The organism is Bradyrhizobium sp. WU425 (assembly GCF_021052305.1).
Classification (GTDB): Bacteria; Pseudomonadota; Alphaproteobacteria; order Rhizobiales; family Xanthobacteraceae; genus Bradyrhizobium; species Bradyrhizobium canariense_D.
Genome location: NZ_CP088089.1, coordinates 200,681 through 221,876, shown reverse-complemented (window position 1 = coordinate 221,876; position 21,196 = coordinate 200,681). Strand labels below are relative to the sequence as shown.

Here is a 21,196-nt window from a genome sequence, read left to right as displayed (position 1 = left end):
GGCCCGGCGAGCCGAACAGGACTCTCCGTATTTTTGCGGAGCAGCCTTGCGGCGCCGCGCCGCCAGCGGCAACCCATTGACCCCCCGAGGACTTCTATGGCCTAGTCCGCCGTCTTTAGACGGCCAGATCCACGAAAACCCAACGATTCCATGACCTCCGAACGCTACAACGCCCGCGACGCCGAACCGCGCTGGCAAGCCGCCTGGGACCAACAGGCGATCTTCGTCTCCAAAAACGACGATCCGCGGCCGAAATACTATGTGCTGGAGATGTTCCCCTACCCGTCGGGGCGCATCCATATCGGCCATGTCCGCAATTACACGCTGGGCGACGTACTGGCCCGCTTCATGCGCGCCAAGGGTTTCAACGTGCTGCACCCGATGGGCTGGGACGCTTTCGGCCTGCCGGCCGAGAACGCCGCGATCGAGCGCAAGGTCGCACCGAAGGCCTGGACCTACGCCAACATCGCCGCGATGAAGAAGCAGCTCCGTTCGATCGGACTGTCGCTGGACTGGAGCCGCGAGATCGCGACCTGCGATCCCTCCTATTACAAGCACCAGCAGAAGATGTTTCTGGACTTCCTGCGCGAAGGCCTCGCCGAGCGCGAGAAGCGCAAGGTGAACTGGGACCCCGTCGACATGACCGTGCTCGCCAACGAGCAGGTGATCGACGGGAAGGGCTGGCGTTCGGGTGCCGTTGTCGAGCAACGGGAAATGAACCAGTGGGTCTTCAAGATCACGAAGTACTCGCAGGAGCTGCTGTCTGCACTGGATACGCTGGACCGCTGGCCCGACAAGGTGCGGCTGATGCAGCGCAACTGGATCGGCCGGTCCGAGGGCCTGCTGATCCGCTTCGCGCTCGACGCGGCGACGACGCCGGCCGGCGAGAGCGAGCTGAAGATTTTTACGACACGCCCCGACACGCTGTTCGGCGCGAAGTTCATGGCGATCTCGGCCGATCATCCGCTGGCGCAGGCAGCCGCGGCTAAGAATCCGAAGCTTGCCGAGTTCATCGGCGAGATCAAGCGGATGGGCACGGCGCAGGAGATCATCGACACCGCCGAGAAGCAGGGATTCGATACCGGCATCCGCGCGGTCCACCCGTTCGATCCGAGCTGGAAGCTGCCGGTCTATGTCGCCAACTTCGTGCTGATGGAATACGGCACCGGCGCCATTTTCGGCTGTCCCGCACACGACCAGCGCGACCTCGACTTCGTCAACAAGTACGCTCTCGGCAACACGCCGGTGGTGTGCCCCGAGGGCCAGGATCCGAAATCATTCGTCATCACCGATACCGCCTATGACGGTGACGGCCGCATGATCAATTCGCGTTTCCTTGACGGCATGACCATCGATCAGGCCAAGGACGAGGTGGCGAAGCGTCTCGAGACCGAGCTGCGCGGCAACGCGCCGGTCGGCGAGCGCCAGGTCAATTTCCGCCTGCGCGACTGGGGCATTTCGCGCCAGCGCTATTGGGGCTGTCCGATCCCCGTCATCCATTGCCCGAAATGCGACGTCGTGCCGGTGCCGGATGCCGATCTGCCCGTCGAACTGCCGGACGATGCGACCTTCGACAAGCCGGGCAACGCGCTCGATCATCATCCGACCTGGAAGCACGTCACCTGTCCGCAATGCGGCGGCAAGGCTAGCCGCGAAACTGACACCATGGACACCTTCGTCGATTCGTCCTGGTACTTTGCGCGTTTCACCGATCCCTGGAACGAGAACGCGCCGACGACGCCAGAGGTCGCCAACCGGATGCTGCCGGTCGACCAGTATATCGGCGGCGTCGAGCACGCGATCCTGCATCTGCTCTACAGCCGCTTCTTCACCCGCGCGATGAAGGCGACCGGGCACATCGCCCTGGACGAGCCGTTCGCGGGCATGTTCACGCAGGGCATGGTAGTGCACGAGACCTACCAGAAGGCCGACGGCACCTACGTCCAGCCGGTCGAGGTGAAGGTCGAGACCGGCGCCAACGGCCGCCGCGCCACGCTGCTAACGTCAGGCGAAGACATCCAGATCGGCCCGATCGAGAAGATGTCGAAGTCGAAGAAGAACACGGTCGATCCCGACGACATCATCGAGACCTATGGCGCCGACGTCGCCCGCTGGTTCATGCTGTCGGACTCCCCGCCCGAGCGCGACGTGATCTGGAGCGACGAGCGCGTCCAGGGCGCCTCGCGCTTCGTGCAGCGGCTGTGGCGGCTGGTGAACGATTCTGTGGAACCCGGCAAGGGCGCGCCGACGGCCCGGCCGGCCAGCTTCGGCCCGGACGCCACCGCCTTGCGCAAGGCTGCCCATGGCGCGCTGGACAAGGTCACCACCGGAATCGAGCGACTGCACTTCAACGTCTGCCTCGCCCATATCCGCGAATTCACCAATGCGTTTGCGGAGATCTTGCAACGTCCCGGCCAGCCGGCTCCAGATTTGGCCTGGGCGATCCGGGAGGCCAGCCAGATCCTGGTCCAGCTGTTCTCCCCGATGATGCCGCATTTGGCCGAGGAGTGTTGGCAGGTTCTGGGCCATAGCGGGCTGGTTTCCGAGGCCAATTGGCCCCAAATCGAACGCGATTTGCTGGTTGAAGACAGTGTGACCCTGGTGGTCCAGGTCAACGGTAAGAAGCGGGGCGAGGTCACAGTTGCAACAGCGGCCGAGAATCCGGAAATCGAGGCTGCCGTTTTGGCCCTCGATGCGGTAAAACTGGCCTTGGATGGCAAACCCGTCCGCAAGGTGATTATCGTCCCCAAGAGGATCGTGAATGTTGTCGGCTAGGATCCGCATCGCAGCCCGCTTGCTGGCGGTCGCCGCACTGGCGGCCATGACGGCCGGCTGCTTCCACCCGATGTATGCCGAGCACACCGACGGCACCCCCGGTCTGCGCGAGAAGCTGATGGGGGTCGATCTACCCCCGATCGCCAAAGCCAATGCCTCACGCGAGGCCCGGGTCGGCGTCGAGGTCCGCAACGCGCTGGCCTTCAAGCTCTATGGCAGCGCCACTGGCATGCCGCCAACCCACCGCCTCGAGATCCGCTTCGCAAGCAGCAAGACGTCGCTGATCGTCGATCCCAACACCGGCCTGCCCAGCAGCGAAAACTACGGCCTCGACGCCCAGTACAATCTGATCGAGGTCGTCAGCGGCAAGTCGGTGATGACAGGCACCACGTTCTCCCGCGTGTCCTACGACATGCCCGGCTCCTATCAGCGTTTCAGCCGCAACCGCGCGGTACGTGATGCCGAGGATCGTGCTGCCAACGAGATCGCCGAGAACATCACGACTCGACTCGCCTCGTTCTTCACCGCGGGCACTTAATTCATCCCGTCACCCCGGTTCGCCCGGAATGACGAGTCCCAGGCAACATGGTCGCGCTGCGCGGAAAAGAGATCGACGCCTTTCTCGCCCGCCCCGATGCGGGCCGTCCGATCATCCTGCTCTATGGTCCCGACGCCGGCCTGGTCCGCGAACGCGCGGATGCGCTGATCGCCTCGTCCGTCGACGATCCCAATGATCCCTTCTCGCTGGTCAAGGTCGATGGCGACGAGCTCTCCGCCGAGCCGTCGCGCCTCGTCGACGAGGCCATGACGGTGCCGCTGTTCGGCGGCCGCCGCGCCATCCGCGTGCGCGCCGGCTCGCGCAGCTTTGCCAGTGCTATCGACACGCTGGCGGAAATGGGCGTCAGGGATTGCCGCATCGTGATCGAGGCCGGCGAGCTGCGTCCGGAATCGCCACTGCGCAAGGCCTGCGAACGCGCCAAGACGGCCGTCGCGATCGCCTGCTATCCCGATACCGAGCGCGATCTCGCCAAGCTCATGGAAGACGAGCTCCGCATCGCCAATTTGCGCATCGCGCAAGATGCCCGCGCGGCGCTGATGTCGTTCCTCGGCGGCGATCGCCAGGCCTCCCGCAACGAGCTGCGCAAGCTCACGCTCTATGCCCATGGCAAGGGCGAGATCACGCTGGATGACGTGATGGCTGTCGTCGCCGATGCGTCGGAACTGAAACTCGATCCGATCGTCGATGGCGCCTTCGCCGGCCGGCCCGAGATCGTCGAGAACGAGTTTGCCAAAGCCATGATCGCCGGCACCTACCCCGGCGTGATCATCTCCGCGGCGCAGCGTCAGGCGGCGTGGCTGCACAAATGGGCGCTCTCAATCGCCGACGGCACGCCCGCATCCGCGGTGCTCGACAGCGGCTATCCGCGCCTGCATTTTTCGCGGAAGCCCGCGGTCGAAACCGCATTGCGCAATTTCAGCGTGGCGCGGCTCGCCGTCATCATCGAGCAGCTCGCGACCGCCGCGCTCGATACCCGCAAGCAATCCACCCTCGCCGCCGCCATCGCCCAGCGCACGCTGATGGCGATCGCCGCAAACGCGAAGCGGCGGAGCTGAGCTTCCCGCACTGTCCCCTCGTCATTGCGAGGAGCCCTTGCGACGAAGCAATCCAGAATCTCTCCGCGGAAAGATTCTGGATGGCTTCGCTGCGCTCGCAATGACGTGTGGATCGGCATGAGGTCCTGGCTTTCGCCAGGACGACACCAAGCGGCTACAGCGCGCCCTTCGCCAGCCGCCGCATCACCTCGTCGAGCTGATCGAGGTTGCGGTAGTTTATCTGGACCGAGCCGCCGGGGTCTCGGTGGCTCACCGTGACCTTGAGCCCGAGCGCGTCGCTGACGCGCTTTTCGAGGTCGACCGTGTCAGGGTCTTTTTCCTTCGCCCCCGAGCGCGCCTTCTGCGGCTTGCGCTCCGGCACGCCCTCTTCATGCGCCAGCGCCTCGGCCTGGCGGACGTTGAGGCCCTCCTCGACGATGCGCTTGGCGGCCGCGAGCGGATCAGGCACGCCGATCAGCGCGCGGGCATGACCTGCGGTCAGCTCGCCGCTCGTGATCAGGGTTTGCACCTCGGCGGGAAGCTTCGTCAGCCGCATCATGTTGGCGATGTGGCTGCGGCTCTTGCCGACGACTTTGGCGATGTCGTCCTGGCTGCGTTTGAACTCGTTGGCGAGCGCGTGATAGCCGAGCGCCTCTTCCATCGGATTGAGGTCTTCGCGCTGCACGTTCTCGACGATCGCGAACTCCAGCGCATCGCTGTCGCTGATGTCGACGGGGACGATCGGCACTTCGTGCAGGCCGGCCATTTGCGAGGCGCGCCAGCGCCGTTCGCCGGCGATGATCTCGAAGCGGTCCTGCGCACCCTTCACCGGGCGCACCACGATCGGCTGGATCACGCCATGCTGCCTGATCGAATCGCTGAGCTCCCTGAGCTCGCTCTCCGAAAAGGTGCGGCGCGGGTTGCGCGGATTGGGCTTGATGAACTCGATCGGCACCTTGCGTTGCGCGCGCGGCCGATCGACATGCTGAGCCTCGCCGCCGACGTCACCGATCAGACTCGCAAGACCCCGGCCCAGTCGCGAACGCGCTTCGTCGGCCATCGCCAGCTCCCTTGGATTCACGATGCAGCACTCCAGAACTGAATTGTCGAAACTCGTAACTCGTAGGATCAACGCCGCTTCAATGCGTCGTCCGAAGCTCGCGCTCGCGCTGGATCACTTCGGTGGCGAGCCGCAAGTAGGCTTCGCTGCCGACGCATTTGAGATCGTAGACCAGCACCGGCTTGCCGTAGGACGGCGCCTCCGAGATGCGCACGTTGCGCGGGATCATGGTCTTGTAGACCTTCTCGCCCATGAACTGCCGGACGTCGGCAACGACCTGGTTCGAGAGATTGTTGCGCGAGTCGAACATGGTCAGCACGATGCCGTGGATCGACAAGTTCGGATTGAGCGTCGAGCGCACCTGCTCCACCGTCTGCAGCAATTGCGACAGACCTTCGAGCGCGAAGAACTCGCACTGCAGCGGCACCAGGATCGCGTCGGAAGCCGCCATCGCGTTCACGGTGATCAAGTTGAGCGAGGGCGGACAGTCGATCAGCACATAGGTGTAATCGGCGTCGGGCGAAACGTTGTTGTTGAGCGCGCTGATCGCGTCGCGCAGCTTGTACGCACGACCAGGCGTGGTGCCGAGCTCAAGCTCGAGGCCGGAGAGATCCATGGTCGAGGGCGCGATATGCAGCCGCGGCACTGCCGTCGACACCACCGCTTCCCGCAGGCTCGCCTCGCCGATCAGAACGTCATAGGTCGAGCAGGAGCGGTTGCGGCGATCGATGCCGAGTCCGGTCGAGGCATTGCCCTGCGGATCGAGATCGACGATCAGGACGCGTTCGCCGATCGCAGCGAGCGCCGTGCCGAGATTGATCGCCGTGGTTGTTTTTCCCACGCCGCCCTTCTGATTCGCCAGCGCCAGGATGCGCGGATGGCCCTGCGGGACGGCGGCGGTCTGTTCTTGCTGCGGTTCGTCAATCACGCTCATCGCAAATTCCCCACTCGGCCCCTGACGCCTCACCCGCGCCGTTCGACGGAAGCCAGCTCGACGATCCAACCGTCGCCTGTACGGCTGTGGTGGAGCTGCGGCTGAATATTCCAATATTTAGTGGCTTCGGTCAATTCAGACTCTACATCTTGACCCTTGAGAAACAACGCTTTTGCGCCCCGGCGCATCAGCGGCTCCGCAAAGCCGATGAGTTGATGTAGCGGAGCCAGCGCACGCGCGGTGACGCAATCGACCGGGCCGGTGATTCTATCCACATTATCCCCGATCTCAGCGAGATGTACGACTCCCGGAGATGTCGTGACGCGCACGGCTTCGCGCAGGAAGGCTGCCTTCTTGGCGATTCGCTCGACCAGATGGACGCTCGCCCCGGCCGTCCCGGCCATGGCGCAGGCCAGGACGATCCCGGGAAAGCCGCCACCGCTGCCGAGGTCGGCCCAACGTTTGGCCGATGGGGCGAGAGCGACGAGCTGAAGCGAGTCGGCGATGTGCCGGGTCCAGAGGTACGGCAATGTCGAGGGCGCGACGAGGTTGGTCTTGGCCTGCCACTCCCGTAGCAGTGCAATGTAGCGATCGAGCCGGGCTTCCGTTTCATGTGAAACAGGCGCGAGGTTGAGCGCCGCAACCTTGTCGGCTGCAATGACGACGTCCCACGATCGATCGTTGGCGCTGGCCTTGTCGATCTTTGGCCGGGCAGGCGCCGGTTCGGAGCGAACACCGGCACCCTCACCCGCCGAGGGTTTTCCTGATGACGATCTGCCGCCGCCGGTCCCGCGCTGTTTCACGTGAAACCTATGCGATTGCTTTGGAAGTCTTCCGCGCTTCGCGGCGGAGATAGGCCGCAAGAATGCCGAGCGCGGCAGGCGTCATGCCGTCGATTCGGCCGGCCTGGCCAACGGTGAACGGCCGCGCGTTCTCCAGCTTGGCCCGCACCTCATTGGAGAGACCGGGGACCTGCTGGTAATCGACGTCCGACAACACCATCCCCTCGTCCCGCCTGAAGGCTTCGACGTCCGCGCTCTGGCGCTCCAGATAGACGTCGTACTTCGCGTCGATCTCGAGATGGGTCGCAGTGACGGGATCAATGGCAGCGAGCTCAGGCCAGATCGCACGGACCTGGCTCCAGCCGATGTCAGGATAGGCCATCAGCTCGAAGGCCGAGCGACGCTGGCCGTCCCGGTTCAGGGACAGACCATGTTTGATCGCTTCGTTCGGAGTGATCGTCAGCGACTTCGAGAGCGCTCGTGCCGCATTCAGGGCGTCCATCTTGGCGCGATGATGCACCGTCCGGGCGCTGCCAACGCAGCCCAGAGCGACGCCCTTCTCGGTCAAACGCTGATCGGCATTGTCAGCCCGCAGTGTCAGGCGGTACTCGGCCCTGGAGGTGAACATCCGATAGGGTTCGCTGATGCCGCGGGTGACGAGGTCGTCGACCATGACGCCAAGATAGCCGTCAGCTCGGTCGAACACTGTCAGCGCGGCGCCGCTCGCAGCCAATGCCGCGTTCAGCCCGGCCACGATGCCTTGGCCGGCAGCTTCCTCGTACCCCGTGGTGCCATTGATCTGGCCGGCCAGGAACAGACCGCGCAGGCGCTTGGTCTCGAGGGTCGGATCGAGCTCACGCGGATCGATGTGGTCGTATTCGATGGCATAGCCCGGCCGGACCATCTTCACCCGCTCCAGGCCGGGAATGGTTGCGAGGATGGCGAGCTGAACCTCCTCCGGCAGCGAGGTCGAGATGCCGTTGGGATAGACAGTGTTGTCGTCGAGCCCTTCCGGCTCCAGGAAGATCTGGTGACCGTCGCGATCGCCGAAGCGAACGATCTTGTCCTCGATCGAGGGGCAATAACGCGGTCCGGAGCTCTTGATCTGGCCGGAGTACATCGGAGAGCGATGAACATTGGCCCGGATCACCTCGTGAGTCGCGGAATTGGTCCGGGTGATCCCGCACTGGATCTGTGGCGTCGTGATCCGCTCGGTCATCACGGAAAACGGCTCCGGAGGCTCGTCCCCCGGCTGCATCTCGACCGCCGACCAGTCGATCGTCGTCCCATCCAGACGCGGCGGGGTCCCCGTCTTGAGCCGTCCGAGGGTGAACCCCGCGCGCTCGAACGAGGTCGAAAGGCCCATCGCTGGCGCCTCGCCGACCCTGCCGGCGGGCCAAATCTTCTCTCCGAGATGGATCAGACCGCGGAGGAAGGTGCCGGTGGTGACGACGACAGCCCCTGCCCGAAGCTCGCGGCCATCTGCCAGGCGCAGGCCGATCACCCGTCCCTCGACCACGATCAGCTCGTCCGCTTCGCCTTCGACCACGGAAAGACCCTCGGTCTCCCGGATCGCCGCCTGCATCGCGGCCGCATAGAGCTTCCGGTCGGCCTGCGCGCGCGGACCACGGACCGCTGGGCCCTTACGGCGATTGAGAACGCGAAACTGAATACCGCCGGCGTCGCCGACCCGGCCCATCAGACCATCGAGCGCGTCGACCTCGCGAACCAGATGGCCCTTGCCGAGACCGCCAATGGCGGGATTGCAGGACATCGCGCCGACCGTGGAGAAGCGGTGCGTGACCAGAGCGGTCGCCGCGCCCATCCGGGCAGAGGCAGAAGCGGCCTCACAGCCGGCATGGCCGCCGCCAATCACGATGACGTCGAAGCTCTCTCGCTCTGTTCGCATGGACGGACTTCTAGCTCAGAGGCGGGGAAGCCGGAAGCGGAAACTGGAAAGGCGGTTGTTTCACGTGAAACGGTGCAAGCGGAGCCCAGATGTTTTTCGCGAAAACAACCCCATGCACAGTAGAACCGCCCTTGGAAAGATTATAATTTTCAGCGGGAGAAAACGGAGCTCCCGAAGCATAATGTGTCTACTGAAGGGCCGTAACGTCTAGATGCGGCCCGGTCTCCGAAGCTCGATGGCAGCGGCATACTCCCATCATCGCGAGCGGAGTGATCCGGGATCTCTCCGCTCACCCGCTCCCTTAGCTGCCACGTTTGCCAGCAAATATGGGTAATGGAGCCACGTTTCACGTGAAACGTCTCCGAACCGCGACCGCTGTGTTTCACGTGAAACGAAGAAGCGGAACAAAGGCTAGTTCTACAATGAAGACTAGGGCTACTTCCCAACGCAGAACTTCTGAAAAATCGCCCCTAGGACGTCCTCGACATCCACCCGACCCAGCAGCCGGCCCAAGGCATAGGCCGCAGCGCGCAGCTCTTCGGCGGCAAGCTCCTCGCCGTCTTCTACAAGCTCCAGACTCCGCCGCAAGCTGTCCGACGCTCGGCGCAGCAAATCCCGCTGCCGGGCCCGGGTCACCAACGCGCCCTCAGTCGTTCCGAAGAAGTCGGCGGCGAATTTCACCATAGCATCGACCAGCTCGGGAATGCCGTCCCCCCGGCTGGCGGCGATTCCGAACTCACCGTGCAGGCCGACGTCCTCGACCCCGCCGAGATCGATCTTGTTGCGCACGATCCAGACCGAACCGCCGGAGCGGCTGCCTGCGTTGCCGGACTTCCCCAGCAACGGCATTGCGGCCGGATCGACCGCGCGCCCCGCCTCCACCAGCCACAACACGAGGTCGGCGTCTTCGGCTCGGGCTCGCGCCCGGCGAACACCCTCCTGCTCCACCGGATCGTCGGTCTCGCGAATGCCGGCCGTGTCGATCACCGTGACGGGATAGCCATCAAGATCGAGCTGCACCTCGATCACATCGCGTGTCGTGCCGGCATGCGGCGAGACGATCGCGACGTCGCGGCGCGCGAGCTGGTTGATCAGCGTCGACTTGCCGACATTCGGCTCGCCCGCGATCGCAACCACCAGGCCGTCGCGCAAGCGTTCAGCTTGTCCCTGTGCCGCAAGAACTTCTGCGATTTCGTCATGCAGCGCACTGATCGCCTTGACCGCAGGCGCTCTCAACTCGGCGGGCACATCGCCCTCGTCGGAGAAATCGATGCCGGCCTCGATCAAGGCCGAAGCCTCGATGATGCGCTCGCGCCAGTCGCGCGCGCGATTGCCGAGGAGACCCTGCAACTGCCGCAACGCCTGGCGGCGCTGGCGGTCGGTGTCGGCATGAATGAGATCGTCGAGGCCCTCCGCCTCGGTCAGGTCGAGCTTGCCGTTCTCGAAGGCGCGCCGGCTGAATTCGCCCGGTTCGGCAGCTCGCATATTCGGAATTACGGAAATTGCGGTAAACAGTGCGGCCAGCACCGCGCGGCCGCCATGGACGTGAAATTCGGCGACGTCCTCGCCGGTCGCGCTGCCGGGCCCCGGAAACCACAACACCACCGAATCGTCGATCGGCTGGCCCACGCCGTCATGAAGGAGCCGGCGGCTGGCCTGCCTCGGCGCCGGCAGCTTGCCCGCCAGCGTCGTCAGCACCAGGCTCGCGCCTGGCCCGGAGACACGCACCGCCGCAAGCGCACTTGGCGGACGGCCAGACGACAGTGCAAAGATGGTGTGGTCTCGCGGATACATAGCCTATTTGTCCGGCTGAAAGGGAAAAGGCAAACATCCGTTTCGGCTGACAAATCGAGCGATTATGCTGCATGGATTCTCGCAGCAAAACCTATGGTGCGATGCAGTAAACTCCCGAGCGTCTCCTGCAAGACCCACTTCCAATGGAATTAGCGGCATCCCTCGATCCCGCTATTCATAAATTATATCAACATCTTAGACGACGCCTACTCCAGACAACAACGCCAGCCATGCTGCAGCTCCGCTGCAACAAAGCCGCACAAAGAAAAAGGGCGCCCAAAGGCGCCCTTTAATCATGTTGCATTGCAATCAGGTGTTCATCGAATCGAAGAACTCGGAATTGCTCTTGGTCGAGCGGAGCTTGTCGAGCAGGAAGTCGATTCCGTCCATCGTCCCCATCGGATTCAGGATGCGGCGGAGCACGTACATCTTCTTCAAGACCACCGGATCGGTGATCAGCTCTTCCTTACGGGTGCCGGAGCGCGAAATGTCGATCGCCGGGAAGGTCCGCTTGTCCGACACCTTGCGATCGAGGATCAGCTCGGAGTTGCCGGTGCCCTTGAACTCTTCGAAGATGACTTCGTCCATGCGGCTGCCGGTATCAACCAGCGCAGTCGCGATGATCGTCAGCGAGCCGCCCTCTTCGATGTTGCGGGCGGCGCCGAAGAACCGCTTCGGCCGCTGCAGCGCGTTGGCATCGACACCGCCGGTCAGCACCTTGCCCGATGACGGCACCACGGTGTTGTAGGCGCGGCCGAGGCGCGTGATGGAGTCCAGCAGGATCACGACGTCGCGGCCATGCTCGACCAGACGCTTGGCCTTCTCGATCACCATTTCGGCGACCTGGACATGGCGCACCGCCGGCTCGTCGAAGGTCGAGGAGACGACCTCGCCCTTCACCGAGCGCTGCATGTCCGTGACTTCTTCCGGACGTTCGTCGATCAGGAGCACGATCAGATAGCACTCGGGATGATTATGCGCGATCGAGTGCGCGATGTTCTGCATCAGCACGGTCTTGCCCGTGCGCGGCGGCGCGACGATCAGCGCGCGCTGACCCTTGCCGATCGGCGCGACGATGTCGATCACCCTTGCAGACAGGTCTTTCCGCGTCGGATCGTCGATTTCCATGCGGAAGCGCTGATTCGGAAACAGCGGCGTGAGGTTGTCGAAATTGACCTTGTGCTTGGCCTTTTCCGGGTCCTCGAAATTGAGCGTGTTGACCTTCAGCAACGCGAAATAACGCTCGCCCTCCTTCGGGCTGCGGATGTGGCCTTCGATGGTGTCGCCGGTGCGCAGGCCAAAACGGCGGATCTGCGAGGGCGAAACGTAGATGTCATCCGGGCCCGGCAGATAATTCGCATCGGGCGAGCGGAGGAAGCCGAAGCCGTCGGAGAGAACCTCGACGACACCTTCGCCGACGATGTCGGTCTCGGCGAGCGCAAGCTGCTTGAGGATGGCGAACAGCAGCTCCTGCTTGCGCATGGTGCTGGCATTCTCGACCCCATTCTCTTCCGCGAACGAGACGAGCTCGGCCGGCGTCTTCGACTTGAGGTCCTGGAGTTTGATTTCCCGCATTGGGGTGGTCCTGTGGGGTAACCTGGGAGGGGGGTGCGAGGAGGCTCTGAAATGCGGACGCGAAAAGGTAAGGTCCGCAGGTCTGGCAAGGAGAGCGCCGGTGAGGCTTCAAACCTGATGGGGTGTCCGGCCTCTGGAAAGCTCAGACACGACCACATCCGCCTGCGTTGGGTGGGATATCGCTAATATAGAAAATCGCCTCACACTCCGCAAGCAGAAGCACTGAGCGATTGTTCGCGACCGCTGCCTAGAACGGCTTCACGATCACCATGATGACGATCAGAATCATCAAGGCAGTTGGTACCTCGTTGATAATCCGATAGAATTTCTGGCTCCGGAGGCGCCGATCCGCTGCGAAATCCTTCAGCCAGCGCGAAAAAAAGCCGTGGACCGCGGACATCGCTAGGACCAGTGCCAGTTTTACGTGCAGCCAGCCGAAAGTGAACCAGTGGCCAGCCCAGGCGAGATAGAGCCCGGCGAGCCAGGTCACGATCATGGCGGGGTTGATGATCGCCTTGAACAGCCGCCGTTCCATGATCTTGAACGTTTCCGACTGCTTCGAGCCGATTTCGGCCTCACAATGATAAACGAACAGTCGCGGCAAATAGAGCATGCCCGCCATCCAGGAGATGACGGCGATCACATGCAGCGCCTTGATCCAGAGATAGACGTCTTCAAACATGTCTCGGGTCCGGATTGCCGCCTGGCCGAAGGGAACGCTGGGGATAGTAAGAACTCGTTAAGGTCTTACCTGCACACATATCCGTCCGTAGCGCCCTTCTCCAATAAGAATCTTAGATTCTTAAGGTTTGAGTCTATGTGACGGTGAATTGGACTCACACATTTCCGTCCGCCCATTCACACGCGCTTGTTCACATCCATCAACATATCCTCTGACAGCTCCGGCCGCTTTCGATAAGGCGGTCAGCTTCAAAGGCTTGCGCGTTTCTGTCGGCAGCTTATCAAGAGGGTTATCGACGCAATCCCGTTTCCTTTTCGGGAGGGCGTCGAAGTTGTTCTCAGGGGCAGTGGTGTGAAGAAATTGGCACTTGTCCCGCCCCCGGTGTCGCACATCCCTTTCCGGGGGGTTAAGCTCCACAGAAATCCACAAACCACACCGACTCCATACAAAGGGCTTTTGTGCCGACTTCGAACAATTATTTCCATCTGCACCTCGTCTCCGACTCCACCGGTGAGACGCTGATCACGGTCGCGCGCGCCGTTGCCGCCCAGTACGCCAACGTGACCCCGGTCGAGCACGTCTATCCCCTGGTGCGCAGCCAGAAACAGCTCGATCGCGTGCTCGACGAGATCGAGGAAGCGCCGGGAATCGTGCTGTTCACGCTGCTCGAGAAGGATCTGGTTTCGAGGCTCGAGGATAAGTGCAAGGGGATCAATGTTCCGAGCCTGTCGATCATCGGGCCGGTGATGCAGTTGTTCGAGGCCTATCTCGGAGCTGCCACGACCGGCCGGGTCGGCGCCCAGCACGTGCTCAATGCCGAATACTTCAAGCGTATCGACGCGTTGAACTACACGATGATCCACGATGACGGCCAGCATGTCGAAGGGCTCGACGACGCGGACGTGGTGCTCGTCGGCGTTTCCCGCACCTCCAAGACCCCGACGTCGATCTACCTTGCCAACCGAGGCATCCGCACTGCCAACGTGCCGCTGGTTCCAGGCATTCCGGTGCCCTCGCAACTGGAGACGTTGACGCGACCGCTGGTGGTGAGCTTGCATGCGACGCCGGAACGATTGATCCAGGTGCGCACGAACCGCCTGCTCTCCATGGGGGCCGATTCCAGCAGCGACACTTATACCGACAAGCAATCGGTCGCCGAGGAGGTCGCATTTGCCCGCAAGCTGAGCGCCAAGCACGATTGGCCGCTGCTCGACGTCACGCGGCGCTCGATCGAGGAAACCGCCGCGGCGATCATGAAACTTTACAGCGATCGTCAGCGTAACCGGCCTTCTGAATAGCTTTGGGATAGTTTCGCGATGGGTCTCTGGCTCGGCAAATCTTCGTTGATCCTGGCCTCGCAGAGCAGCGCGAGAAAGATGCTCCTGGCGAATGCCGGGCTCGAGTTCAAGGCGATCACGGCTGATATCGACGAGCGCGGCATCCAGGCCGCCTCCGGGCTTTCTGGTCCGCGCGAGATTGCCCTGCTGCTGGCGCGCGAAAAAGCCAAGGCAGTCTCGGCCCATCACGTTGGAAGCACCGTCATTGGTGCTGATCAAACGCTGGCGCTTGGCGATCGCCTCTTCAACAAGCCAGCGGGCCGCGCCCAGGCGCTGGCGCAGCTGCGCGATCTCTCCGGCCATAGCCATGAGCTGAATTCCGCCGTGGCGATCGCACGCGATGGCGAGATCATCTTCGAGGACGTCTCGGTTGCCCGCCTCACGATGCGGCAGATGACCGAGGCCGAGCTTTCGGCCTATCTCGACATCGCCGGCGGCGCCGTCAGCACCAGCGTCGGCGGCTATCAGCTCGAAAGCCTGGGGATCCATTTGTTCGAGCGTATCGAGGGCGACCACTTCACCATTCTCGGCTTGCCGCTGCTGCCGCTGCTTGCGTTCCTGCGGCGCGAGCGGCTAGTTGCGGTGTGACTGGCAGATATGGTTGGGCGCTGATGCGGATCCTGGGACTGACAGGCTCGATCGGGATGGGCAAATCCACCACCGCGAAATTATTCGCGGAGGCTGGCGTGCCTGTCTACGATGCCGATGCGGCCGTCCATCAGCTCTATGAGGGCGAGGCCGCACCCGCGATCGAGGCCGCCTTCCCCGGCACTACCGCGAACGGCAAGGTTGATCGGCCAAAACTCTCGGCGCGTGTGGTGCACGATCCTGCGGCCATCAAGCAGCTCGAGCAGATCGTCCATCCGATGCTCGGCGCTTCCCGGAAAAAATTCTTCGCCGACGCAAAAGCCGCCAACGCGCCGGTCGTGGTGCTGGACATTCCGCTGCTGTTCGAGACGGGTGGCGAGACGCGGGTCGATGCCGTAGTCGTCGTCACCACGTCTCCGGAACTGCAGCGCGAGCGGGTGCTGGCGCGCGGCACGATGGACGAGGCCAAGCTCGACGCCATCATCGCCAAGCAGACACCCGATGCGGAAAAGCGCAGGCGTGCCGATTTCGTGGTGGATACATCCCACGGACTCGAACCGGTGCGCGCCCAAATCGCGCACATCCTCGCCGACGTCGTTAAGATGCCGCAGCGGCGCGCCTGATTCGCCGCCTGACACGGCTTCCCAGATCATGCGCGAAATCGTTCTCGACACAGAAACCACCGGCCTTGACCCGTTGCGGGGAGATCGCCTGGTCGAAATCGGCTGCGTCGAGATGCTCAATCGCATGCCGACGGGGCAGAGTTTCCACGTCTACATCAATCCCGAAAGGGACATGCCGGCAGAAGCCTTTGCGGTGCACGGGCTGTCGGCCGAATTCCTGGCGACGAAGCAGCTGTTTCACGAGGTCGTCGACGATTTTCTGGAGTTCATCGGCGACGCGCCGCTGGTGATCCACAATGCCTCGTTCGACATCAGCTTCATCAATGCCGAGCTCGACCGGATCAAGCGCCCGGCGATCCCGCGCGAGCGGCTGGTCGATACGCTGCTGCTGGCTCGGCGCAAGCATCCCGGCGTGTCGAACCGGCTCGACGATCTCTGCTCACGCTATGCGATCGACAATTCACGCCGCACCAAGCACGGCGCATTGCTCGACGCCGAGCTGCTTGCGGAAGTCTATGTGGATCTGGTCGGGGCGCGGCAGTCGCAGCTGCTGCTTGCTTCGGAATCCGAAGAGACTCGCGCCAATGGGGCTGCCGATGCGCCTCGGCGGCAACGGCTGGCGCCGCTCACCCCGCGCATTTCGGACGCCGAGCGCGAGGCCCACCGGGCCTTCATCGCAACGCTCGGCGACAAGGCGATCTGGAACGAGTTCTTGCCCGCTCCAGCCGCCCCTTTGGCTGGTTAAGCCTGGCCGCTCGGCTGAGCGGCCATTTGCCGCTCCATGTTCTGGCGATAGAGGCCGACGAAGTCGACCGGATCCAGCATCAAAGGCGGGAACCCGCCGTCGCGCACGGCAGTGGCGATGATCTCACGGGCAAACGGGAACAGCAGGCGCGGGCATTCGATCATGACCAGCGGATGCAAATTGTCCTTCGGCACGTTGGAGATGCGGAAGACGCCGGCATAAGCGAGCTCGAACGAGAACATGATCTTGCCGGCGGTCTCGGCCTTGCCCTCGACCGACAGCGTCACCTCGAACTCCTGTTCGCTGAGATTGTTGGCGCTGACATTGATCTGGATGTTGATCTGGGGCGGCTGGCTCTGCTGCTGGAGCGAGCTGGGCGCATTCGGATTTTCGAACGAGAGGTCCTTGGTATATTGCGCCAGGACGTTGAGCTGGGGAGCCTGGGCCGCCTCGGGAGGGGTGCCGTTACCGTTGGTCATAAGAGTGTCTCCTTACCCGATTGGGCTGAATTTCGCGGCGGTTGGCTAACATAGGGCTACCTCGTTCCACAAGGACGAACGGTCCCGGATGGGGAATTCCGGCCACGCCCACAACTGTGGCGTTCACCCCGGCGATCCAGCGCAACTGCGCCTTAAACGATTGAAGATGCGCGATTTCCGGGCAGGATCGGGTTTCCCCTTAAGCATAAAACGCGCTACACTCGGTGCTGTGCCAAAAGGCGCCATTGGCCGGGCAAGATTTCGTGCCTACATCCCACGGACCTGACGCGCGGACCCAAAATGGTGATGTAGACTTGCCGTTCCGGTATGGAACGGTCTACTGGCCGGATCGATTTTCCCGGCACGATCCTTTCGAGACGGCCCCTTCTACAGACGACCAGAAAGCGAATACGACGTGGACATCTACACCATCATCTTCCTGGCGCTGGCGGTCTTCATCTTTCTGAGGCTGCGCAGCGTGCTGGGGCAGCGCACGGGCAACGAGCGGCCGCCGTTCGACCGCAACGCGCTCCAGGGCGCCCAGGACAAGAACGTCGTCACCATGCCGGGCAAGGTCATCGACCAGGCTCCCTTGGCGCCGACGGCCGAGCCGACCCCGCCCTCCGACCGTTGGAAGGGCCTGACCGAGCCGGGCACCGTGCTCGCCCAGGGTCTCGACGCCATCGTCGAAAAGGATTCCACCTTCGATCCGCGGCATTTCATCTCCGGCGCCCGCGGCGCCTATGAGATGATCGTGCTGGCCTTTGCCAATGGCGACCGCCGCGCGCTGCGCGACCTGCTGTCGTCGGAGGTCTATGAAAGCTTCGATGCCGCGATCAAGGAGCGCGAGAAGAACGAGCAGAAGACCGAGACGCGTTTTGTCTCGATCGACAAGGCCGAGCTCGTCGGCGCCGAACTGCGCGACCGCACCGCCCAGCTCACGATCCGCTTCGTCTCGCAGATGATCTCGGCCACCCGGGACAAGGCCGGCAACATCGTCGACGGAAGCGCCGACACGGTCGCCGACATCACCGACATCTGGACTTTCGCCCGCGACATCACTTCTCGCGATCCGAACTGGAAGCTGGTTGGCACCGGAAGCGCGAATTAAGGTTTTCCTGAAGACCAGCGCGACGGCGCTTTGCGCAGGTGCCGTCGCGCTGTCGTCGTTTTCACTCGGCGCTGAGGCGGCGCGGCGCCACTATCGCAGCCATCACCATCATCTCCCGGAATTGCCTGCCGCGCCGCCGCGCGCCTTGCCATATCCGCAGCTTCCCCTGCCGCTCGAAATTCCCGGCGCCCAATATCTGCCGCTGGCCTGGGCCGACGTGAAGGGCTGGGGCGACGACAATCATCTCGCCGCCTACAAGACCTTTCGCGCGAGCTGCCGTCCGATCAACGCGCAGACCGGCGCTCCCGAACCGAAGGCTTTGGGCGCCTCGCTGGGCGAACCCTGCCGGGTCGCCAAATCGCTCGAGCTTACCGACGACGCTCGGGCCAAAACCTTCTTCGAGGAGAATTTTGCGCCGCTGCGGATCTCGCGCCTCGGCGAGCCCGATGGTTTCGTCACCGGCTATTACGAACCGGTGCTGGAGGGATCGCGCACGCAGACCGACGTCTACAATGTCCCGGTCTATCGCCGCCCCTCGAATCTCTTTGTGCGCGGTTACAAGCAGGATTCGGTCAGCCTGCCCAACAAGGGCCCGGTCTATCGCAAGATCGGCCGCCGCAAGCTCGTGCCTTATTACGACCGCGCCGAGATCGAGGACGGCAAGATCGCCGGCCGCGGACTCGAGATTGCCTGGCTGAAGGACCCGACCGATCTGCTGTTCGCCCAGATCCAGGGTTCGGCGCGGATCAAGTTCGACGACGGCGGCACGGTCCGGCTCAACTACGACGCCTATAACGGCTATCCCTATACGGCGGTCGGTCGCATCCTGATCGAGCGCGGCATCATTCCAAAGGAAGAGATGTCGATGCAGAAGATCAGGGAGTGGATGGCGCAGACCCCTGACGGTGCCAAGGAGCTGCGCCGCCAGAACCGCTCCTACATCTTCTTTCGCGAGGTCAATCTATCCGACAAGGAGGAGGCGGTCGGCGCGCAAGGCATTCCGTTGACGGCCGGCCGCTCGATCGCGGTCGACAAATCGCTCCACGTCTACGGCACCCCGTTTTTCATCGAAGGCGAGCTGCCGATCGATTCCGAACGCGCGAAGACGCCGTTCCATCGCTTGATGATCGCGCAGGACACGGGCTCGGCCATCATCGGTCCGGCGCGCGCCGATCTCTATTTCGGCGCGGGTCAGGATGCCGGCCGGGTCTCCGGACGGCTGCGCCATGCCATGCATTTCGTGATGCTGGTGCCGAAGAGCCTCGATCCCACAACGCGCGGCGCGCGGCTCCCGGTGCCGGACCCGCGGCCCTCGGAGAAGATCGCAAAGCTGTTTCCGCAAACGGAGCCTGCGAAGGACAAGCCGCCTGCCGAGCTGCAAAGCAAGAGCGAGACGGTCGCTGTCGCCGGTCCAGTCCCGCTGCCGGTGCCGCGTCCCGTGATCGAGCCAGTTCAGGAGCCGCGGCGGCCGGTGAAAAATCGCTCCCATCGGCAACAATGAAGCGATCGTCCCGTCCGCCCGTGCTGGAGCCTCGTCCCTCGCCGCGCCGTCGCGCGCTGAGTGAGGAAGAGCGCGCGCTGTGGGATACGGTCGCAAAGCAGGTCAAGCCGCTGAGAAAGCATCGTGCGGCGAAGGCGCAAGCTGCACCACGCACCGAGTCTTCGCCTGCAGCGCCCGCCCCCCGGATTGCGCCGTCGCCACGTCCGATTGCCGCTGCCCCGGCACCGCGCGCAGCGAAGCCGGCGGTGCCGCCGCTGGCGCCGCTCGGCAAGCGCGAGCGCACAAAGCTGTCGCGCGGGCGCAGCGAGATCGAGGCGCGGCTCGATCTGCACGGCATGACCCAGATGCGTGCCCACCGCGCGCTGAGCGGCTTCCTGCACCGCGCCCATCATGACGGCCTGACCTTCGTGCTGGTCATCACCGGCAAGGGCCGAAGCGGCGGCGAAAGCGGCGTGCTGCGCCGTCAGGTGCCGGAATGGCTGAGCCTGCCGGAATTCCGGGCCTTCGTCGTCGGATTCGAAGAGGCCGGTATCGGCCATGGCGGCGAGGGCGCGCTCTACGTGCGGATCAGGCGGGCGAGATATTAGAACGGCCGCACGATTCCGACGCGCGGGATCAATGTGACAATCAGGCCGAAGATATTTGTCGTCTGATCTTCCGCCGAAATCAGCGGCGTCTCGCGTGCGGCGGGCAGCATCTTCACCGCGTGCAGGATCAGGAACATGCAGACTGCCCAGTTCGAGATCCAGCGCGAATAGTCGAATACCATCGCGAACATCACGACATAGGCGAGGCTGACGCCGATCAGCGCCGCAATGACGAGGCGGCGATGCGTGTCGCTTGCGAGCGCGCCGATCAAATTCGCAAAATAGCGCCACAGCGGTGTGTGCAGCCAGATCAGCAGCGCGAACACGGGCACGCCGAGGATGTTGTGCGGCAGGCGGCCCCAGGTGTCGGAAATCTCCTTCGCCAACGGCTGATACCAGATGTAGGCAAACTGCAGCAGGTCGGTCCGCGACGGATCGGCCATCCGGCTCTTCAGATCGGCGACGAAATCCGCCTCCGGGACCGGCATCGTTCCCCAAAACTGCGCGGCGAAGAACAGCGCGGAGACGGCCAGCAGGGCCATGATGCCGAACGCGACATTGGTGCGATCGCAGCCATGCGCTAGATAATGCCTGATCACGACGATGGTGATGATGGTCGGCACATACATCAAGAGATGGATGTGGTGGATCAGGACGAGAACGATCGAGAACAGCGCAGCCAGCGCCACGAACAGCAGCGAGCCGGCCGGCACCAGCAGCAGGACGATCGCCAGCGCGCAGCCATAGATGTCGAAATGGCCGAGCGTGTGCATGAAGTTCTTGAGGAAGAACGGCGAGCCCGCGATGAAGACGAACGTCGGCAATGTCTTCGCGGTGAAGCCGAACGTTGTCTGGAATAGTCTTGCGTACAGCCCGAGCGTCACCAGCCATGTAGCGCCGCCGAGCGCGAACACCAGCCATAGCGGCACCTTGTCGGTGAACAGCGCGACGATCGTCCCGATCAGCGCGCGCTTGATGAAGCCAAAATGGTAATCGACGAGGAGGTGGATGTAGGGGACGTAAGGCGGCAGCTGGATCTTGTGAACGAAGACGCCAACGATGATTGCCGCGTTGATCGCGAGCAGCAGGCGCCAGGGGTTTTGCAGGAAGCGTGCGGTCAC

The 21,196-nt window shown here is 63.3% G+C and carries 19 protein-coding genes; 10 read left to right on the top strand and 9 right to left on the bottom strand.

The features are described 5' to 3' along the window. The first annotated feature begins 150 nt into the window (after nt 1-150). Genes leuS through holA form a run of 3 tightly spaced genes read left to right on the top strand, consistent with a single transcriptional unit; the run spans nt 151 to nt 4,389 of the window. A complete protein-coding gene (leuS, locus tag BcanWU425_RS01035) occupies nt 151-2,775 on the top strand; it encodes a leucine--tRNA ligase (RefSeq protein WP_204512917.1) in 2,625 nt (874 codons plus the stop codon). Then, a complete protein-coding gene (lptE, locus tag BcanWU425_RS01030) occupies nt 2,762-3,313 on the top strand; it encodes an LPS assembly lipoprotein LptE (protein WP_018459648.1) in 552 nt (183 codons plus the stop codon). Before leuS ends, lptE begins: the two co-directional genes overlap by 14 nt. A gap of 47 nt (nt 3,314-3,360) precedes the next feature. Continuing rightward, nucleotides 3,361-4,389: a DNA polymerase III subunit delta gene (gene holA, locus BcanWU425_RS01025; RefSeq protein WP_204512918.1), complete on the top strand. Its 1,029-nt coding sequence runs from the start codon at nt 3,361-3,363 to the stop codon at nt 4,387-4,389. 154 nt (nt 4,390-4,543) lie between these two features. On the opposite strand, the gene BcanWU425_RS01020 is transcribed toward holA, so the two are convergent. From BcanWU425_RS01020 to hemJ, 7 genes are all read right to left on the bottom strand, one after another. Beyond that, nucleotides 4,544-5,428, bottom strand: coding sequence for a ParB/RepB/Spo0J family partition protein (locus tag BcanWU425_RS01020; RefSeq protein WP_085384736.1), 885 nt, complete (start codon nt 5,426-5,428; stop codon nt 4,544-4,546). 79 nt (nt 5,429-5,507) lie between these two features. Continuing rightward, complete coding sequence (locus tag BcanWU425_RS01015; protein ID WP_027514828.1) at nt 5,508-6,362, bottom strand: ParA family protein; 855 nt, start codon at nt 6,360-6,362, stop codon at nt 5,508-5,510. Nucleotides 6,363-6,391: 29 nt separating this feature from the next. Further along, nucleotides 6,392-7,165 carry a 16S rRNA (guanine(527)-N(7))-methyltransferase RsmG gene (gene rsmG / locus BcanWU425_RS01010; RefSeq protein ID WP_085359575.1) on the bottom strand — a complete coding sequence of 258 codons (774 nt, stop codon included), beginning with the start codon at nt 7,163-7,165 and terminating at the stop codon, nt 6,392-6,394. Nucleotides 7,166-7,172: 7 nt separating this feature from the next. Continuing rightward, on the bottom strand, nt 7,173-9,053 hold the full coding sequence (gene mnmG / locus BcanWU425_RS01005) for a tRNA uridine-5-carboxymethylaminomethyl(34) synthesis enzyme MnmG (protein WP_204512919.1): 1,881 nt from the start codon (nt 9,051-9,053) through the stop codon (nt 7,173-7,175). Nucleotides 9,054-9,488: 435 nt separating this feature from the next. Beyond that, on the bottom strand, nt 9,489-10,847 hold the full coding sequence (mnmE, locus tag BcanWU425_RS01000; protein WP_204512920.1) for a tRNA uridine-5-carboxymethylaminomethyl(34) synthesis GTPase MnmE: 1,359 nt from the start codon (nt 10,845-10,847) through the stop codon (nt 9,489-9,491). Nucleotides 10,848-11,156: 309 nt separating this feature from the next. Next, entirely contained in the window at nt 11,157-12,422 is a 1,266-nt protein-coding gene (rho, locus tag BcanWU425_RS00995; protein ID WP_007598612.1) for a transcription termination factor Rho, read from the bottom strand. A 247-nt stretch (nt 12,423-12,669) separates the two neighbouring features. Beyond that, complete coding sequence (gene hemJ, locus BcanWU425_RS00990) at nt 12,670-13,104, bottom strand: protoporphyrinogen oxidase HemJ (protein ID WP_204512921.1); 435 nt, start codon at nt 13,102-13,104, stop codon at nt 12,670-12,672. A 458-nt stretch (nt 13,105-13,562) separates the two neighbouring features. Here hemJ and BcanWU425_RS00985 point away from each other — a divergent pair, with 458 nt between their 5' ends. The 4 genes from BcanWU425_RS00985 to dnaQ are packed head-to-tail and all read left to right on the top strand — an operon-like array spanning nt 13,563 to nt 16,397. Then, nucleotides 13,563-14,402, top strand: coding sequence for a pyruvate, water dikinase regulatory protein (locus BcanWU425_RS00985; RefSeq protein WP_018459640.1), 840 nt, complete (start codon nt 13,563-13,565; stop codon nt 14,400-14,402). Between the two features lie 18 nt (nt 14,403-14,420). After that, nucleotides 14,421-15,029, top strand: coding sequence for a Maf family protein (locus BcanWU425_RS00980; protein ID WP_204512922.1), 609 nt, complete (start codon nt 14,421-14,423; stop codon nt 15,027-15,029). Between the two features lie 23 nt (nt 15,030-15,052). Beyond that, nucleotides 15,053-15,652: a dephospho-CoA kinase gene (gene coaE, locus BcanWU425_RS00975; RefSeq protein WP_204512923.1), complete on the top strand. Its 600-nt coding sequence runs from the start codon at nt 15,053-15,055 to the stop codon at nt 15,650-15,652. A gap of 28 nt (nt 15,653-15,680) precedes the next feature. Further along, on the top strand, nt 15,681-16,397 hold the full coding sequence (dnaQ, locus tag BcanWU425_RS00970) for a DNA polymerase III subunit epsilon (protein WP_204512924.1): 717 nt from the start codon (nt 15,681-15,683) through the stop codon (nt 16,395-16,397). Here the strand turns inward: dnaQ and secB are convergent. Beyond that, nucleotides 16,394-16,876, bottom strand: a complete 483-nt coding sequence (gene secB, locus BcanWU425_RS00965; RefSeq protein ID WP_007598595.1) for a protein-export chaperone SecB — start codon at nt 16,874-16,876, stop codon at nt 16,394-16,396. The genes dnaQ and secB overlap by 4 nt on opposite strands. Before the next feature lie 415 nt (nt 16,877-17,291). On the opposite strand from secB, the gene BcanWU425_RS00960 reads away from it, so the two are divergent. The 3 genes from BcanWU425_RS00960 to BcanWU425_RS00950 are packed head-to-tail and all read left to right on the top strand — an operon-like array spanning nt 17,292 to nt 20,075. Further along, nucleotides 17,292-17,987: a Tim44/TimA family putative adaptor protein gene (locus BcanWU425_RS00960; RefSeq protein ID WP_007604067.1), complete on the top strand. Its 696-nt coding sequence runs from the start codon at nt 17,292-17,294 to the stop codon at nt 17,985-17,987. Next, complete coding sequence (mltA, locus tag BcanWU425_RS00955; protein ID WP_018459636.1) at nt 17,965-19,488, top strand: murein transglycosylase A; 1,524 nt, start codon at nt 17,965-17,967, stop codon at nt 19,486-19,488. The genes BcanWU425_RS00960 and mltA overlap by 23 nt, the downstream gene beginning before the upstream one ends. Next, nucleotides 19,485-20,075 carry a Smr/MutS family protein gene (locus BcanWU425_RS00950; RefSeq protein ID WP_018459635.1) on the top strand — a complete coding sequence of 197 codons (591 nt, stop codon included), beginning with the start codon at nt 19,485-19,487 and terminating at the stop codon, nt 20,073-20,075. Before mltA ends, BcanWU425_RS00950 begins: the two co-directional genes overlap by 4 nt. Here BcanWU425_RS00950 and BcanWU425_RS00945 read toward each other — a convergent pair. Further along, the gene (locus BcanWU425_RS00945) at nt 20,072-21,196 is read right to left on the bottom strand and encodes a hypothetical protein (RefSeq protein WP_018459634.1); all 1,125 of its coding nucleotides are present in this window, start codon (nt 21,194-21,196) and stop codon (nt 20,072-20,074) included. The genes BcanWU425_RS00950 and BcanWU425_RS00945 overlap by 4 nt on opposite strands.